The sequence below is a fragment of the Deferribacterota bacterium genome (genome assembly GCA_034189185.1).
Taxonomy (GTDB): Bacteria; Chrysiogenota; Deferribacteres; order Deferribacterales; family UBA228; genus UBA228.
In genome coordinates, this window is the sequence record JAXHVM010000037.1 from 1 (window position 1) to 14,491 (window position 14,491).

Annotated in this window: 14 protein-coding genes, 1 tRNA gene and 1 other RNA gene; 8 read left to right on the forward strand and 8 right to left on the reverse strand. The window is 30.8% G+C overall.

Annotated features, from left to right (window positions below; translation table 11 throughout):
• The 5 genes from SVN78_04185 to SVN78_04205 all read right to left on the reverse strand — a co-directional run.
• The coding region (locus SVN78_04185; protein MDY6820804.1) for a hypothetical protein at nucleotides 1–1,158 on the reverse strand (1,158 nt) is incomplete at its 3' end.
• Nucleotides 1,145–2,509 (reverse strand): DegQ family serine endoprotease, encoded by a 1,365-nt coding sequence (locus SVN78_04190; GenBank protein MDY6820805.1) that lies wholly within the window; start codon nucleotides 2,507–2,509, stop codon nucleotides 1,145–1,147. The genes SVN78_04190 and SVN78_04185, both read right to left, overlap by 14 nt.
• Complete coding sequence (locus SVN78_04195; protein ID MDY6820806.1) at nucleotides 2,496–3,146, reverse strand: hypothetical protein; 651 nt, start codon at nucleotides 3,144–3,146, stop codon at nucleotides 2,496–2,498. The genes SVN78_04190 and SVN78_04195 overlap by 14 nt, the downstream gene beginning before the upstream one ends.
• An 83-nt stretch (nucleotides 3,147–3,229) precedes the next feature.
• The gene (locus SVN78_04200) at nucleotides 3,230–3,700 is read right to left on the reverse strand and encodes a zf-HC2 domain-containing protein (protein MDY6820807.1); all 471 of its coding nucleotides are present in this window, start codon (nucleotides 3,698–3,700) and stop codon (nucleotides 3,230–3,232) included.
• A complete protein-coding gene (locus SVN78_04205; protein MDY6820808.1) occupies nucleotides 3,678–4,277 on the reverse strand; it encodes a sigma-70 family RNA polymerase sigma factor in 600 nt (199 codons plus the stop codon). The genes SVN78_04200 and SVN78_04205 overlap by 23 nt, the downstream gene beginning before the upstream one ends.
• A 119-nt stretch (nucleotides 4,278–4,396) precedes the next feature.
• Here SVN78_04205 and SVN78_04210 point away from each other — a divergent pair.
• Both SVN78_04210 and SVN78_04215 read left to right on the forward strand, forming a co-directional pair.
• Nucleotides 4,397–4,487, forward strand: a tRNA-Ser gene (locus SVN78_04210).
• 161 nt (nucleotides 4,488–4,648) lie between these two features.
• A complete protein-coding gene (locus SVN78_04215) occupies nucleotides 4,649–5,266 on the forward strand; it encodes a cation transporter (GenBank protein MDY6820809.1) in 618 nt (205 codons plus the stop codon).
• A 294-nt stretch (nucleotides 5,267–5,560) separates the two neighbouring features.
• Here the strand turns inward: SVN78_04215 and SVN78_04220 are convergent, their stop codons facing one another.
• The gene (locus SVN78_04220; protein ID MDY6820810.1) at nucleotides 5,561–6,310 is read right to left on the reverse strand and encodes a hypothetical protein; all 750 of its coding nucleotides are present in this window, start codon (nucleotides 6,308–6,310) and stop codon (nucleotides 5,561–5,563) included.
• Between the two features lie 468 nt (nucleotides 6,311–6,778).
• Between SVN78_04220 and SVN78_04225 the strand changes: the two genes are divergently transcribed.
• From SVN78_04225 to SVN78_04250, 6 genes are all read left to right on the forward strand, one after another.
• Nucleotides 6,779–7,729 (forward strand): DUF4268 domain-containing protein, encoded by a 951-nt coding sequence (locus SVN78_04225; GenBank protein ID MDY6820811.1) that lies wholly within the window; start codon nucleotides 6,779–6,781, stop codon nucleotides 7,727–7,729.
• 294 nt (nucleotides 7,730–8,023) lie between these two features.
• Complete coding sequence (locus SVN78_04230) at nucleotides 8,024–8,392, forward strand: hypothetical protein (GenBank protein ID MDY6820812.1); 369 nt, start codon at nucleotides 8,024–8,026, stop codon at nucleotides 8,390–8,392.
• Nucleotides 8,393–8,604: 212 nt separating this feature from the next.
• Nucleotides 8,605–8,958 (forward strand): DUF2845 domain-containing protein, encoded by a 354-nt coding sequence (locus tag SVN78_04235; GenBank protein MDY6820813.1) that lies wholly within the window; start codon nucleotides 8,605–8,607, stop codon nucleotides 8,956–8,958.
• 196 nt (nucleotides 8,959–9,154) lie between these two features.
• Nucleotides 9,155–9,251, forward strand: an RNA gene (gene ffs, locus SVN78_04240) — signal recognition particle sRNA small type.
• Nucleotides 9,252–9,289: 38 nt separating this feature from the next.
• The gene (locus SVN78_04245; GenBank protein ID MDY6820814.1) at nucleotides 9,290–11,188 is read left to right on the forward strand and encodes a SurA N-terminal domain-containing protein; all 1,899 of its coding nucleotides are present in this window, start codon (nucleotides 9,290–9,292) and stop codon (nucleotides 11,186–11,188) included.
• 70 nt (nucleotides 11,189–11,258) lie between these two features.
• Nucleotides 11,259–12,623, forward strand: a complete 1,365-nt coding sequence (locus SVN78_04250; GenBank protein ID MDY6820815.1) for an L-serine ammonia-lyase — start codon at nucleotides 11,259–11,261, stop codon at nucleotides 12,621–12,623.
• A 13-nt stretch (nucleotides 12,624–12,636) separates the two neighbouring features.
• Here the strand turns inward: SVN78_04250 and purF are convergent, their stop codons facing one another.
• Both purF and SVN78_04260 read right to left on the reverse strand, forming a co-directional pair.
• Entirely contained in the window at nucleotides 12,637–13,995 is a 1,359-nt protein-coding gene (gene purF / locus SVN78_04255; GenBank protein ID MDY6820816.1) for an amidophosphoribosyltransferase, read from the reverse strand.
• Nucleotides 13,985–14,491, reverse strand: a 507-nt coding sequence (locus tag SVN78_04260; protein MDY6820817.1) for an AIR synthase-related protein, incomplete at its 5' end; no start/stop codon positions are given. The genes SVN78_04260 and purF, both read right to left, overlap by 11 nt.

A 14,491-nucleotide genomic window follows, 5' to 3' on the forward strand; every position in this document is an offset into this window, starting at 1 on the left:
ACACGAATTAACTATTTCAACTTTTCCATCTTCTAAATCTAACCTTCTACATTTACCATCAACATCGTTAATATACACATAATTTTCCTTTTTGCAGGCTACTACTTTAACTCTTCCTATATGAACCTTACTAATATATCGAGGACTATCTATATACACAATCACTAAATCGTGATTCCTTCTTAAGAAGACTGCAGTATCTCTATCAATTAAATCAAATTTATAAAAAGAGCCATTTTTATCTAAAGCGACATCTTTACTTAACATATAAATAATGTTATCTATAAATAATCCTGGGTAATTACTTCCAAAATGAATATTTTTTTTATTTTTAATATTAATATTTCTAGATTCTATTAAATTATTAAATAATTCAAAATTGCCACCAATCTTTTTAATTTTAAATCTTCTAAAATTTGTTGAATTATCTAGTAAATAGATATTGTCATTAAATTTATTTAAATAAATTATACCCCTATCATAATGTAGAATTTTAACTATTTTTTTCTCATTTAGATCAACGAAGATAACTGAGCCTTCTTTAAGAGCAATACAAATATATTTATTAATCCTAAACACATTGACCACATCATAATTAAAGTGCAAGTTAAGGATTTCATTATTACTTATACAATCATACACATAAACATTTTTCTCTTTCAAAAATGCTATAACTGGATATAAAAAAATATAGTTATTAGTAACTTTTTTAATATTTACAGACAGTTTTCCACAGGAGAATAGAGAGTATAGATCAATACTATTACTATCATCTAAAGCAACATATCCATTGTAATAAGTAATTTTTTGATAATCCTTATCTAATGAAATTTTTTGGCAATATCTATAGTTTGTTGTCAATAAATTTTTACTAATATATAATATTAGCTCATCATATATATAAAAAGATTTAACATCTGAATCTATTAAATTTTCAAGATATCCTTTTTCAAAGGTATATACTAGAGAATCATTGGTAAATCTGAAACTCTCTATAAATTCATTTATACCTACCTCATCAGGTGCACCTATTAAATTATATATATCGTCACTATTAATAGAATAAAATTTATTTAGGTTATAATGTTTTGAACAACCAACAATAATTAATAACAGAAAAGGGAGGATGAAACTCCCTTTTCTACTAGTCTTTGTCAAAAGCTAAAAACCTACTACCATATCTTGATATTATTTTAAGTGCAACAACCTCACCCTTTTTAATTGAATTGTATGTTTGATAAAAATCCTCTGGTTTATGCACCTCTTTTCTATTTATCCACACTATAACATCACCCTCTCTTAGACCGGCTTGATAAGCGTTTGAATTTGGATCTATATCAACCACTTTTACACCGTGATCAATACCAAGCCTCGATTCTTCACTTGAGCTTAAAGACTCAACAACTACTGGCGATTCTCCCTTGCCAATTGTAGGCTTACTAGCCACAGATTCAGCTTTGCGCTCACCTAATACTACATCAACTTTTTTTCTCTTACCTTCTCTAATAATAGTTAATTGAACTTTTTCACCTGGTTTCAACCTTCCTATCATCGCTGTCAATTCCCTTGGAGATCCTATTTTCTTACCATTTATTGCAATAACAATATCGCCAGGTTTAATTCCAGCCATATCAGCAGGATCATTCTCAACCACATCTGCAATTAGTGCACCTTCTGTTGTCTTTAGTCCAAAGCTTTCTGCTAATTTCTCATCCAAAGGTTGAACCACAACTCCTAGCCACCCTCTTACAACCTTCCCTTCTTTCAGCTGATCATAAATATCTTTAAGCATATTAACAGGTATAGCAAAACCTAAACCCTGACCTGACGGTATTATAGCTGTATTTATGCCGACAACCTCGCCCTTTAAGTTAACAAGTGGACCACCTGAATTTCCTGGATTAATTGATGCATCAGTTTGCATAAAGTTATCATAGGGTCCTTCACCTAACACCCTCCCTTTGGCACTTATAATACCAGCTGTCACAGACCACTCTAAACCAAAGGGATTGCCTATAGCTACTACCCAATCACCTACTTCAAAAGAATCTGAATCCCCTAATGGTAACTCTTTGAGCTTTACATCACCTGGATCTATTTCTAAAAGAGCTAAATCTGTTAATGGGTCAGTCCCTATAACCTTTGCGTTAAACTCATGTTTATCAGATAGTTTCACAATAATTTCTTCTGCCCCTTCAATTACGTGATTATTAGTAACTATATAACCCTCTCTTGCATCAACTATAAAACCAGAACCCAATGAAGATGTTTTAAATTTCTTGGGTCCATAAAAATCCCTAAATTGATCCCCAAAAAATCTTTTGAAAATATCATCATTAAAAAAATCCGCAAAGGGATTCCTCTCTATAATCCTTGTTGTGCTTATATTTACTACACCATTTTTTGTTTCTTTTACAATTTCTGCAAAAGAAAAGGGGGTATCCGCAGCATTTACAAAACTTAATGCTAACAATAATATTACTATGCATAATACACTAACTTTCCTCATTCATAGCCTCCTTTATATATTTATTTACAATTTTATGCATTTCTCTAAAAGGGATAGTTCCAACAACTAAATATAGATGGTTGTTTTTTTTAACACTATATACATAATTGCCAAATACTATCCTTTCTTCTTCTGGGATATCTAACATATAATGCTGCCTAAAAAAAGAAAATTTATTAAGCCCATCACTATAAACAATATGCCTTTGATTTTTATCACATTTAGCATATATAACCTTAAAGCCATTATAATGAGGAAGTATTAATTTTTTACAATAAATCTTTTTTTTTAATGAGTAAACATTCAATTTATCAATATTTTCTAAATTTATAAAACTATATGTATATAAAAGCTTACCAAATAGATCATATACCTCTTCTTTGACAATTCTTTCTTTGTAAGTCCAGATTATATGTCTAAATCTATCATTCAATAAGGGATAAAAGACATATTTTGACACCTCTTTGTCAAACAATTCAACATTATAATAGATATTTATCTGATAAAAATCACTGCTTATTTTATCCAAATCTATACTATCTCTTACAAGTTTAGAAGCAAGGAATTGGATCTTATTGCCTAATAAATCTAATTTATAATCTATTATATCTTGATAATAATTTTGATTATTAATCAAGACTTTAAAGACAAGGTAATTCCCATTAGAGTAAAGGGGCAAACAAAATATAAAAAAAAAGAAAATTATTCCAGAGACTAGCCTCATTGCGAGAAATTTGCGTTATTAATGTCTGGCATATATTCATATGTTGGTGTATCTAAATGTTCAACAACATAGTTTTCTATGTTATTGCTATTCTTTGAATATTTATTAGTTATAAAAAAAGCTATCCCCAAAAAAATTATTGCTAAAAATGCAAACCCAATAGTTTTCTTTATGTAATATTTATTAAATTTTTTTCTTCTATATTGTTTTTTATTTATTGGAATTACTTTTTCACTATTATTTTCCTCATTATCTTTTATCTTTTTCATTACACTAGCTGAAATATCAATTGTTTTTTCTCTCTTATAAGATTTTTTTATCTCAGATTTAATATATAATAAATCCATTAAAAATTTACTGCAATCTTCACACACCTCTATATGGCTTAACAATTCTTTTTCTTCAATAGCACTTAATTCGTTATCAACATATAATGAGATTAATTTACGATAGTGCTCTTCTCTCATCAGCAATTCCCTGTTTTATTAGTCTTTCTTTTAATACTTCTCTTGCGCTATGCAGTCTAGATCTAACAGTGCCAATAGGTATATCCAATAACTGAGCTATCTCTTCATAGGAGTGCCCTTCTACATCCCTTAATATTACAACAATCCTCAATTTATCAGGTAAAGAATCTATAAATAATTTAACATATTTTGATATTTCTTTATTTAAAATGTGCGCCTCTGGCGATTTTTCTTTAACATAAATAACTGAGCTTTTATAATTATTATCTAAATTATCTAAATAATCTAAAACATCTTCATCAGATTTCACTTTCTTCTTATCTTTATTTAAAAACAAAAGCGCATTATGAAAAGCTATTTTTTTTAACCATGGATAAAATCTTCTTCTATCTACTAAATCTGATAGTTTATTATAGGCTGTCACAAAAGATTCTTGTACTATATCTTTTGCCTCCTCTTCATTCTTAACAAGACTTATAATAAAAGCATATAATCTGTTTTGATATTTAAGAACAAGATACTCATAATACTCATATTTTCCTTCAAGTACTTCTTCTATTATACTTATATCATCCATTTATAGCACCCTTATAAGTTATATATATGATATTATAAATATTAAAAAGTTCATTTACAAGTATATATTTCAGAAAGCTTGACATAACTTATTATATTGTTATATAGATATTCTACAAAGGAGAGGTGGCCGAGTCTGGCTGAAGGCGCACGATTGGAAATCGTGTGTGTCCTTAAAAGGGCACCGAGGGTTCGAATCCCTCCCTCTCCGTCATTCTCTATCATTTTAAAAAAATATACTTTGTTTAACATCTATCTTATATGTAAAATTATTTTTATCTTTGTTTTATAATATATAGTGCAAGAAAATATTTTCTTCTGAAAATTAATTTTTATTTACAAGCGTTTAGCTTGTCTTTATATTCCTGAGATATGAAAGAAATTAAAAAAGCAAATTTATATAAAAGAGGTCTCTCGTTAGAGTATTTTACAGTAGGTTACAATATATTTGAAGGCTTTATTTCTATTGGAGCAGGTATTATCGCAGGAAGCATTGCACTAGTTGGTTTTGGGCTAGACAGTTTTATCGAGACATTATCTGGAGTTGTTCTTATTTGGCGATTACGAGGCCATTCAGAAGATGATGAAAAAGAAAGGGCTATGGAGCAAAAAGCGATGAGGTTTGTAGCCTACACTTTTTTCATTTTAGCTATATATGTGTTATATGAGGCATCAAAAAAACTTTACTTTCGTGAAATACCAGAGGGCTCATTAGTTGGTATCATCATTGCATTACTCTCAATTATTATAATGCCAATCCTAGCTAGTCAAAAACGTATAATAGGGGAAAAGATTAATAGCGGGGCATTAATTGCCGATTCTAAAGAAACTGTTTTTTGCGCATATCTTTCTGTAACCCTTCTTTTAGGCCTATTGTTAAATTATTTTTTTGGTTGGTGGTGGGCAGATCCGGCCGCATCACTGGTAATAGTAGGATTCTTAATAAAGGAAGGCCTAGAATGTTTAGAGGGTGATGAGGACCACCCATAACTATTCACTTAAAATCATTCTACAGATCAACTTTGCGAAATTGGGAAATATTTTAGGCAAACAACTGGAAATGGCGTAACTACGCGGAAAATCTGACTTGCGAAGTCAGAGGATGGCGTAAGCATGCGGAAATCCCAACTTGCGAAGTCGGGAGATTACATATTTTTATCCCTTCTATTATTGCACCCTAATAGAACGCTCCTAACATAAAAGAAGTACTTTTGAGGCTAACATCTCTGTAACTGCCTTCTAACACAAATCTTTTGTGCTATGTTAGATGAAATTGCAATATACTTAAAATAACTTATCAAAAATATCTCTCTTTGTATTGTACAATTTATCAGCAAATTCATTTACATAAAACATATCAGGAGTATATCTCTGAGCACGCACACGTATTATAAAATTTGGGGTTTCAGGATTCAAATCAAACAAAATTAAACCTACACCAAATAAAATACATAATGCTTCTATTCTGTCTAAATCTTCTGGGAGTATAGTATTGGGCTCAACTAAATATACCTTTGAACTAAATAATCTGTATGCTATGGCTTGACCAAACGCAGTTATGGGATCTGTAGAATTTATCTTAATTTCTGCAGATATTATCTCTGGATTAAATTTTATCACATCTCTGCTTAATGGCTTATATATTCCTATAACATCTGTCGTTCCCCATCTTTTACCAAGATAACTTCCACCCAAAGCAACTGCCTCAGTACACTCACCTAGATCAGTTTTGAGACAATTAGCAAATGGCTCATAAAATTCCTCCTCTCTGAGTGTCGCTGGAGTTTCCTCAGCGATTTCTTCAGTTTCTTCTTCGCTAGTCAATCTATATTTAAAAAGGCCCCTTGTTGGTTTAGTAATTTCATTAGGTCGGGTAACATCTAAATTCCAAGTCGATCCAGTAATTGTATTCGGTGATATATCTGGAAAGCAACTTCTTAATTCTCGCTGTAGCTCAGACCACCTTAGTCCCTTTACGCTGCCCTTAATTAATTCAACTGCCTTGTTTTGTATTAGTTCTCTTTTAGAGGGCATTTGAATACCTCCTTAAACGTTTATTATCTCATTACTATACAAATAGAACATATAATATCAGCCTTTTCATTATATTTTATTTTATTAAATTGCTTTCGGCAAATTCAATTAATATTCATGTAATAACTTTACAAATTTTTCTCAAAACTTAGCAACAAATCGAACTTTTTCATAAAAATCCATAAAAAAGCTTTTCTATGCCTTAACTAAAATTCTATCGCAAATTTTTATTTAATCAAATTAAATTTCCCATATAAAACTGCTGTATGTTGTTCTTCAATAAAATCATATTCACCTTGTGAATACCCTAAACACATGGGGATATTCTAACTTGCAAATTTTAAATTGTAGTAAATGGCTGAAATGGCGTTAATACGCGGAAAATCTGACTTGCGAAGTCAGAGGATTCTTGTCTTCGGTTTACATTTAGATTATAATTTGAAAAATACTTATTAACAAGGTGGATATATGAATTATGAACAAAAATTAGCAATACTTAAAAAAGTTGATTTGCGAGAAGTTTTTGGTCCAGAAACCGACTTTACAAAATGGCTTGCCCAACAAGAAAATCTTAATTTATTAAGTGAAGAAATTGGCGTTGACATTAAACTTATTCAGACTGAGGCAAATGTTGGGAATTTTAACGTTGATATTCTTGCAGAAGAAGAAATTTCTGGTAAAAAAATAGTTATTGAAAATCAACTTGAAGATACTAACCATGACCATCTTGGCAAACTTATTACCTATGCGTCAGGCTACGATGCAGAAATAATTATTTGGATCGTCCGAGATTACAGAGAGGAACACAAAAAAGCGATTGATTGGTTAAATGAACATACGGACGAAAATATTAATTTCTTTTTGATAAAAATTGAGCTTTGGCAAATTGAAAATTCAAATCCAGCTCCAAAATTTGAAATTATTATTAGTCCAAATGAATGGGCAAAAACAATTAAAAAAGCTACGGCAAGCAGAGAATTAACAGATACAAAAATCCAACAACTGGACTTTTGGGAGAAATTTAGAGATTTTGTTCGAGAAAATGATACGCAAATCCGCTTGCGGACGCCTCGCCCATCGAGCTGGTACGATATTAGTATGGGAACTTCCGAAACTCATATTGCCTTAACCATAAATTCACGAGATAATTTGCTCGGTTGTGAGATTTATATTAAAGAAAACAAAGATTTATTCAGGTTTTTACTTGAGAGAAAAGAAGAAATAGAAAAGGAAATTGGTAAAGTCGACGAATGGGTAGATGCACCGGTTGCTTCAATAATAAGAATCAAAAAAGAAGTCTCTAATGTTTTTGATCAAAATGAAGCTGAAAATTATTTTATTTGGTTATACGAAAAAATGGTTTTGTTCCGACGAATTTTCTGGAGGTATTTTAAAGAGTTTAAAAATTTAAGAAATTAGCCAACAAGCAAGGCAAAGCCAAGTAATCCCACAAAGCTGGATTAAAAAAACTTGAAATCGCCCTTTTAGCATCTGCTTCAAGGTGTGGCTGGCGGAGGTGGAGGATCGAACCCCGACTTGCGAAGTCAGAAGATGGCGTTAATATGCGGAAAATCTGACTTGCGAAGTCAGAGGATTGCTGCGAAGTTGGGAGATTGTAAGAGAATTATGAAGTATATTTAACAAAATTTTAATTTATAAAATTGGGTAAGTAGAGTATAATAATATCAAACAGGGTATAATAGTATTAAGTACGTGCGGAAAATAAAAAATAAATATATATTAATTTTTATGCAAACATCAAGAAATGAGGCAATCAACATGATTAAGAAAATCAATTATGTTTTGATATTTCTTGTTTTTGTGGCATTTCTTGGCACCAATGCAATTTACGCAGAGGATACTACAGTCTATCCCACCCTACCAGGAACTAACATTAGGGATTACAGTCAACCTGGAGTCAAGATTAAAGGCGACATGATGTATCCAACAATGCCAGGGACTAATATCAGAGACTATTCCAAACCAGGATATAAGATAGAGGGTGATATGGTATATCCAACACTACCAGGAACTAGCATCAGGGACTATTCCAAACCAGGATTTAAATATGAATCAAAATAATCAGATCGCTAAATAAGGCGCTATCCAATATATCAATTATGCTCTGCTATATTACCATGCGTTTATACATTATCATTAAAAGAAAATAAAAAAAATATGAATGTAAATATCTTTGTTTCATCAACATTTTCATTAATAACGGCGTGGCTTTCAGCAATAATTAACCCTATAGCCACCTTCACAATAAAATACACTATACAAGGAGGCATGTAATGAATAAGCTAGTTGTTTTCGTTGGATTTCTATTGTTTACTATTCTTTCTGTTGCCGTTGGGGATAGTTTCCGTTGCGGAAACCAAGTCGTCAGTACAGGCGATTTAAAAATGGAAGTTCTCAGCAAATGTGGGCCTCCAGATGATTCAGAAATAGTTTCGTATGACACAACAGGCTCTGTATCAAAATCTACATCTAAAAGTAAGACCTTTTCAGCAACTACAAAGAAAGTGGAAAAGCTATATTATAATTGCGGAAATGGAAAGTTTATTCGGGTGTTAACGTTGATTGATGGGAAAGTAGTGAGTATTGAAAATGATGGGTATGGCACAGGACCTCAAAAGTGCAATTGATATAGACAAAGAATAAAGCATAGCAACCTGAAGTTGGGAAAAATTCAAATTCGTGAGATGGTTGAAATGGCGTATTTATGCGGTAAATCTGACTTGCGAAGTCAGAGGATTGGTAACTTGCGAAGTCGGTAGATTAGAATATTTAACTCTAGATAAATTTACTCTTTTAAATTTGTATAGATTTATTATTATATGAGGTGACAGGGGCTGCAATAGTGGATATACAAACCCCATCAGGCCCGAAAGGGAGCAGTGGTAGTATATTCACTATGTGCAGTTTCCCTGTCTTAATTAAAAACAAAAACATAAAAATACAGCGAGGCACTTATAAATGATATCAGAATTAAGAAAAAAAAGGATAGTAACCTTTTTTTTATGGGTTGTTATAATAGCCTTTGTTGGCACAATCTTTCTAGTATGGGGTGTTGGTGGTAGGGAAAGAAGCAGAGATTATGCAATTAAGATAAATGATCAAAAAATTAGTATTGCAGAATACCAACAATCCATAAGTAATATGGAAAATACTCTAAAAAGATTATTCAACACTAATTATGATAAAGTTGCAAAAAATTTTAATATAAGAGAAAGAGTAAAAGATGAATTAATTAATAATGCCCTATTATATGAAGAAGCAACAAAAAAAAATATCCCCGTCTCCCCTGTCGAGATATTAGATGAAATAAAAAAAATACCTGCTTTTCAAGCTGGTGGATCTTTTGATGAAAGAAGATATAGAGAAATTCTCTCAATGAACGGTTTAAATCCCTCCACATTTGAAGAAAATATAAAAAGAAATCTGCTAATTAATAAAATAATCTTTCTCATTAAAAATAGCGTAGATGTAACTGATAGGGAAGTAAAAAATGAGTATGAATATAGAAATAAAAGTGCAAAAATAACATATTTAAAAATATCTCCTAAGTTGTTCTATGGTAAGGTAAAAATAGATGAAGAGAGTCTAAAGCAATTTTTCAGTGAAAACAAAGAAAATTATAGGTTGCCAAAACAGATAAAACTGAAATATACAGTACTTGATCTTGAAAATAGTCAGAACAAAGAAATAAATGTTTCTGAGGAAGAGATTCAAAATTACTATATCTCACATAGATTAGATTATTACAAACCTGAAAGATTAAAAGTCAGGCATATATTGGCAAAAGTAGACAATTGGGATAACAAAAGCGAGGTTGATAGCGCTTTAAATAAAATAAAAACGGTAAAAGATAAACTAAATAAGGGAACACCCTTTGAAGTATTAGCTAAGAATTACTCCGATGATAGTTATTCAGCAAAGAAAGGGGGTTTAATTGGCACAATAAAGAGAGGGGATATAATAAAAGAATTTGAAGAAGTAGCTTTCTCTTTAAAAGAGGGAAAGGTAAGCGATATAGTAAAAACTAAATTTGGCTACCACCTCATTAAAGTAGATAAACGATTCAAAGCAGAAACTACACCACTAGATGAGAAAAGAGATGAAATAAAAGAGATCCTAATTAAAGAAAAAAAGAAAACAGCTTTAAGAGAACTAGCTTTAAATCTTTACAGAGACATCTTAAATGAAGGCAATATTAGCGCATATTTAGATAGTCACCCAGATAAAATAAAAGCATATGAGACAAAATATTTTTCAAAAGATGAAACAGTAAAGCCATTGAGTGAGAAAAGGGATGTATATGATGATATATTTAATATGCAAAAATCTGAAGTATCTAAGATATATTATATAAATAACAAAGCTTATATTTTTGAGGTTGCCGATATTAAAAAACCCTATATACCAGAATTCGGCACAATTAATGAAAAAATCAGAAAGGATTATATTAGTAGTAAATCAATAGAAATAGCAAATGATGAAATATTAAATTTAATAAATAAAGGTTATAATATAACAAAAATAGCTCAAGAGTATAATATAACCCCAAAAGCAACATCCTATTTCAAAAGGGTACAACCTATACCAGATATAGGTTCAAACACACAATTAAAAAACAATATATTTACCACAAAAGCAGGTTCAATCTTAAAGGATATATTTTATATAAACAATATGCTCTATATTGTTAGGGTTGATGATATTAAAGCTGCTGATATAAAAGAGCTTACTGAAGATGAAAGAAAAACTATAAGAGACTACATATTCAATATAAAATCCACGGAGTCCTTAAATGAATATTTAAGAAACCTAAGAGATGATGCTGAAATAGAGATAAATCCTTCCCTTGGTATTTAATTAGTCTCTTAATCTTTGATTAATTTATTGAAACATCTTTTTATTTCATTTATAATAAAGCATACAATAAATGAAATATATTAATACTTCTATTTTTGAACTCTTTGAAATAGGTCCAGGCCCATCAAGTTCCCACACAATTGGTCCTATGAAAGCAGCCCTTAATTTTATAGGCACTTTGAAAGGATTTTCTACAAATATTAAGCGCAAAGTACACAAGATCGATGTTTTTCTTTATGGTTCATTATCAAGCACAGGCTTTGGCCATTGCATCCATAAAGCTATATTAGCAGGTCTTTTAGGATATTTACCAAGCAATGTTGAAGCCCAATTTTTTAAAAATCTTTTTAGTAACTTATCAGAGAGTTATAATATATATTTAGCAAAAAAACCAATTGTCTTTAAATTTAATAATATTCATTTTAAGAAAACGCTATATAGTTCAACCTATCATAATACTCTTATATTTAGAGCTTACACTAAAGAATATAAAATATTTGAGAGAGAATATTATTCAATTGGTGGTGGCTTTATAAAATACAAAGGTGAAAAAACCACAGTAAAAAATACACCGCCCCACCTATTCAATAATATGAAAAGCCTAACTGACATATTAAACATAACCAAAATGAATATACCCCAAATAATTCTAGAAAATGAAATGGCCCTACTTCAATTAGATAAGGAAAAAATATATAAAAAATTAAAAAAAATAATAAATGTTATGTTTAATTCAGTTAATAATGGCCTAAAAAAAGAAGGATATTTGCCAGGAACATTAAAATTACAGAGAAAAGCCTCTCATATATTTAATAACACCTTAAAAGAAAGGAATAATTTTACAAAGAATATGGGATTAATTAATTCATATGCCTTTTCAGTATCAGAAGAAAATGCTGACAGCGAAATAACTGTTACTGCTCCAACATCAGGCTCATGTGGTGTTTTACCTGCTATTGCCTACTATAATTATAAAATAAAAAAAATCCCATTATATAAAATATATGATGGTTTATTAACAGCAGCTACAATAGGTCTCATTATAAAAGAAAATGCAAGTCTATCAGGTGCAGAGGTAGGTTGTCAGGGAGAAATTGGCTCTGCTTCAGCAATGGCTGCCTCATTTCTCTGCCAAATTTACAATAAACCTCATAATATAATAGAAAATTCAGCAGAGATTGCTTTAGAACATCATCTTGGGCTTACCTGCGATCCAATTGGTGGTTATGTTCAAATACCTTGTATTGAAAGAAATGCAATTAGTGCTATAAAAGCCTACGATGCTTTTATAATTGCCTCAATGCAAAAGCCTGAAACACATAAACTAACACTAGATGGTACAATTAAAACTATGCATGAAACAGGCTTAGATATGTTGAAAAAGTACAAAGAGACTTCTAGAGGAGGTCTTGCTGTATGCTATATTAATTGTTAGAATATATTATAACTTAATATAATATAGGATAATTCCCAGAAAAACAGGCATCACAAAAGCTTTTTCTATCAACACATGAAAACATTTTATCAATATCTAGGTATTTGATAGAATCTACACCTAAATAAGTTTTAATCTCCTTTATTGTATGTGTTGATGCAATAAGTTCACTCCTTGATGGCGTATCAATACCATAGAGACAGGGATGTGTTATAGGTGGTGAAGCAATTCTCATATGTATTTCTCTTGCACCTGCTTGTTTTAACATCTTAACAATTTTTCGACTCGTTGTCCCTCTGACAATAGAATCATCAATCACTATTACTGATTTATTAGAGATAACGCTTTTAACGGCATTTAATTTTAACTTAACACCAAAATGCCTAATTGCACTTGTTGGTTCGATAAACGTTCTTCCTATATAATGATTTCTAATTATACCAAGCTCAATTGGTATATTAGATGTTTCTGAATAGCCCAAGGCTGAGATTAGACCTGAATCAAGAACTGGCAAGACAATATCTCCATTAGTTATATCATCTTCAGCTAATTTCATCCCAAAAGCTTTTCTAACATTATACACATAGTTGCCAAATATATATGAATCAGGCCTTGCAAAATAAATATACTCAAATATACAACATCTTTTTTCCTTCCTCTCAAAAGGGTGAATACTCTCAATACCATCATCACTAATTATTACAATCTCACCAGGTTCTATTTCTCTTATGTACTTTGCATCAATCAGATCAAAAGCAACTGTCTCACTTGCTAAAACATAACCTCCCTTTAAGGAGCCTAATACAAGGGGTCTAAAACCATAGGGATCCCTTATCCCGACAAGCTTATTGTCTGCAATCATAACTATTGAAAATGCCCCTAGCAACTGTTTAGTAGATTCAATTAAAGCATTCTTTAAATTCTTATTAAAGCCATTTTTTGCCATTAAATGAATAAGAACCTCACTATCAGATGTGGAGGTAAATATTGCCCCTTTTGATACAAGTTCATCCCTTAATTTTTGACCATTAACTAAATTACCATTATGTGACATAGCAACCTGGCCTAAATTAATATCTGCAACAATTGGCTGTACATTTTTTATATGGGTCTCACCCAAAGTAGAATATCTATTGTGACCAACTGCAATATTTCCTTTGAGGCTGCTAAGATTTTCTTCATTAAAGATTGAACTAACTAATCCAACACCCTTTTCAAAGATTATATCATTACCACTTAATGAGGCTATACCTGAACCTTCTTGGCCTCTATGTTGAAGCGCAAAAAGACTTAAATAGACGTGTTTTGCTGCCTCTTCTATACCATAAACACCAACTACAGCACACTCTTCATTGAATTTATCAATTTGCATTTAAATATGTTTCAAAACTCTCTTCAAATATTTTACTTACACTGTGTATATCAAACTTTAATATATTTTTATCCTTATTGTTTATCTTACAAATGTTATTACTATTAGTTTTACCAACAATATTAATCTCTACTGAACAATCATTTGCTATATCCTCTATTCTCTCAATATCTTCATCTTTTATCTCAATTAATAAGCGCGGTTTTTCCTCAGTAAATAAAAAATAATCCTCTAGATCCTCATTCAAATTAACCTCAAAGCCAATTTTGTTTTTATAGGCCATCTCAAAAAGGGCAATTGCTAGCCCCCCAGTCGATATATCATGGGCAGATAAAACTAAATTATCACTTGCCAATTTTTGCATAATCTTTATTACATTTTTAACCTTTTCTAAATCAATATGGGGAATATCACAATCATTAAAAACGCCAATATACTTAGATATTAAGCTACCTCCTATACTGCCACTATTTTTTCCTAAAAGAGCTATAGAGCT

Bases quoted from the DNA above. Each gene is read 5' to 3' on its own strand.
- SVN78_04190 (MDY6820805.1), bottom strand. From the start codon at position 2,509: ATGAGGAAAGTTAGTGTATTATGCATAGTAATATTATTGTTAGCATTA.
- SVN78_04200 (MDY6820807.1), bottom strand. From the start codon at position 3,700: ATGAGAGAAGAGCACTATCGTAAATTAATCTCATTATATGTTGATAAC.
- SVN78_04205 (MDY6820808.1), bottom strand. From the start codon at position 4,277: ATGGATGATATAAGTATAATAGAAGAAGTACTTGAAGGAAAATATGAG.
- SVN78_04225 (MDY6820811.1), top strand. From the start codon at position 6,779: ATGAATTATGAACAAAAATTAGCAATACTTAAAAAAGTTGATTTGCGA.
- SVN78_04215 (MDY6820809.1), top strand. From the start codon at position 4,649: ATGAAAGAAATTAAAAAAGCAAATTTATATAAAAGAGGTCTCTCGTTA.
- SVN78_04220 (MDY6820810.1), bottom strand. From the start codon at position 6,310: ATGCCCTCTAAAAGAGAACTAATACAAAACAAGGCAGTTGAATTAATT.
- SVN78_04250 (MDY6820815.1), top strand. From the start codon at position 11,259: ATGAAATATATTAATACTTCTATTTTTGAACTCTTTGAAATAGGTCCA.
- SVN78_04235 (MDY6820813.1), top strand. From the start codon at position 8,605: ATGAATAAGCTAGTTGTTTTCGTTGGATTTCTATTGTTTACTATTCTT.
- purF (MDY6820816.1), bottom strand. From the start codon at position 13,995: ATGCAAATTGATAAATTCAATGAAGAGTGTGCTGTAGTTGGTGTTTAT.
- SVN78_04245 (MDY6820814.1), top strand. From the start codon at position 9,290: ATGATATCAGAATTAAGAAAAAAAAGGATAGTAACCTTTTTTTTATGG.